At 73.0% G+C, this 1,069-nt stretch carries 1 protein-coding gene; it reads right to left on the reverse strand.

Annotation, left to right across the window (positions count from 1 at the left end):
* Window positions 1-265 precede the first annotated feature (265 nt).
* Window positions 266-931: a hypothetical protein gene (locus FRW57_RS21965; protein ID WP_238999545.1), complete on the reverse strand. Its 666-nt coding sequence runs from the start codon at window positions 929-931 to the stop codon at window positions 266-268.
* Window positions 932-1,069: the final 138 nt, after the last annotated feature.

Genomic DNA, 1,069 nt, shown 5'->3' on the forward strand with positions numbered 1-1,069 from the left:
GGCGAGGTTGGTGCGGGCGAGGCGGGTGCGTCGGTCACGCTCCGCACTCTAGGGCGTCGCCGCCGGCGGGGTGGGCGCGGACGGGCCCGGCCCGCACCCGACTCGGGCAGCTCCGAGCACCTCGAAACCGGTCCGATCCGAGCACGGACTCACAGACACAGGATGCCGCCCGCTGCGGTGAGCGGGCGGCATACCTGGTCGTGCTGCGACGTCGGATCGTGCTGGCGGACTGGCCCGGTCGAACTCTCGCCGTGGTGCAGGTCGGTCAGTCGCCGACCTTCTTGGCAGCCGACGTGGTGGCGCGAGCGGCCTTCGAGGCCGTCTTGCGCGCACTCGTGGACGAGGCCTTGGTCGCGCGCTTGCTCGCCGCGGCGCGCTTCTTGGCCGTGGTGGCGGTGCGCCTGGTCGAGGTGCGAGTGGCCTTGGTGGCGGCCTGGGTCTCGGTCACCGCGTCGTCCACGACGGACTCCACGACGTTCTCGGCCTGGCGGCGGCCGGTCGTCAGCGTCGCCTTGGCCGCACGCTGGGTGTCCTCCGCGGCCTTGCGCACCGTCGTGACGGCGCCTTTGCCCTGGGCGATCGCGGTCTCGGCCTGGTCGAGCAGGTCCTTGGTGGCCTTCTGGTTGCGGATCCGCGTGACCAGCTGCTGGCCGCGCTCGGCCAGCTCCTCGTAGGACTCCTGGGCCTGGCCGGCCAGGACGAGGGTGCGGTTCAGCACGAGCGCGGGCACTTGCTGGGCCTGCTCGGCTGCCTGCTCGGCCTGCTTCTGCAGCGCGTCCACGGACAGGTCGGCGCGGCGGGCCGCGGCACGCTCACGCGCGGCGCGCAGCTTCTCGGCGGCCAGGTCGGTCACGCCGACGGCGGCGTAGACCGGGGTCGCGTCCTTGACCGTCTTGGTCAAATCCTTGGTGAAGTCGGTGATGAACGTCATCGTGATGCTCCTTCTGCGGTGGTCTTGGCGGCCTTGGCCGCCTTGGTGGTCTTGGCGGCCCGGGTGGTCTTGGCGGCCCGGGTGGACTTGGCGGTCGCGGGCTTGCGCCGGGGGGTGGCCGGCGCGCCGGCGCCGGCA

Origin of the sequence: Segeticoccus rhizosphaerae (genome assembly GCF_009192725.1) — a bacterium.
GTDB lineage: Bacteria > Actinomycetota > Actinomycetes > Actinomycetales > Dermatophilaceae > Segeticoccus > Segeticoccus rhizosphaerae.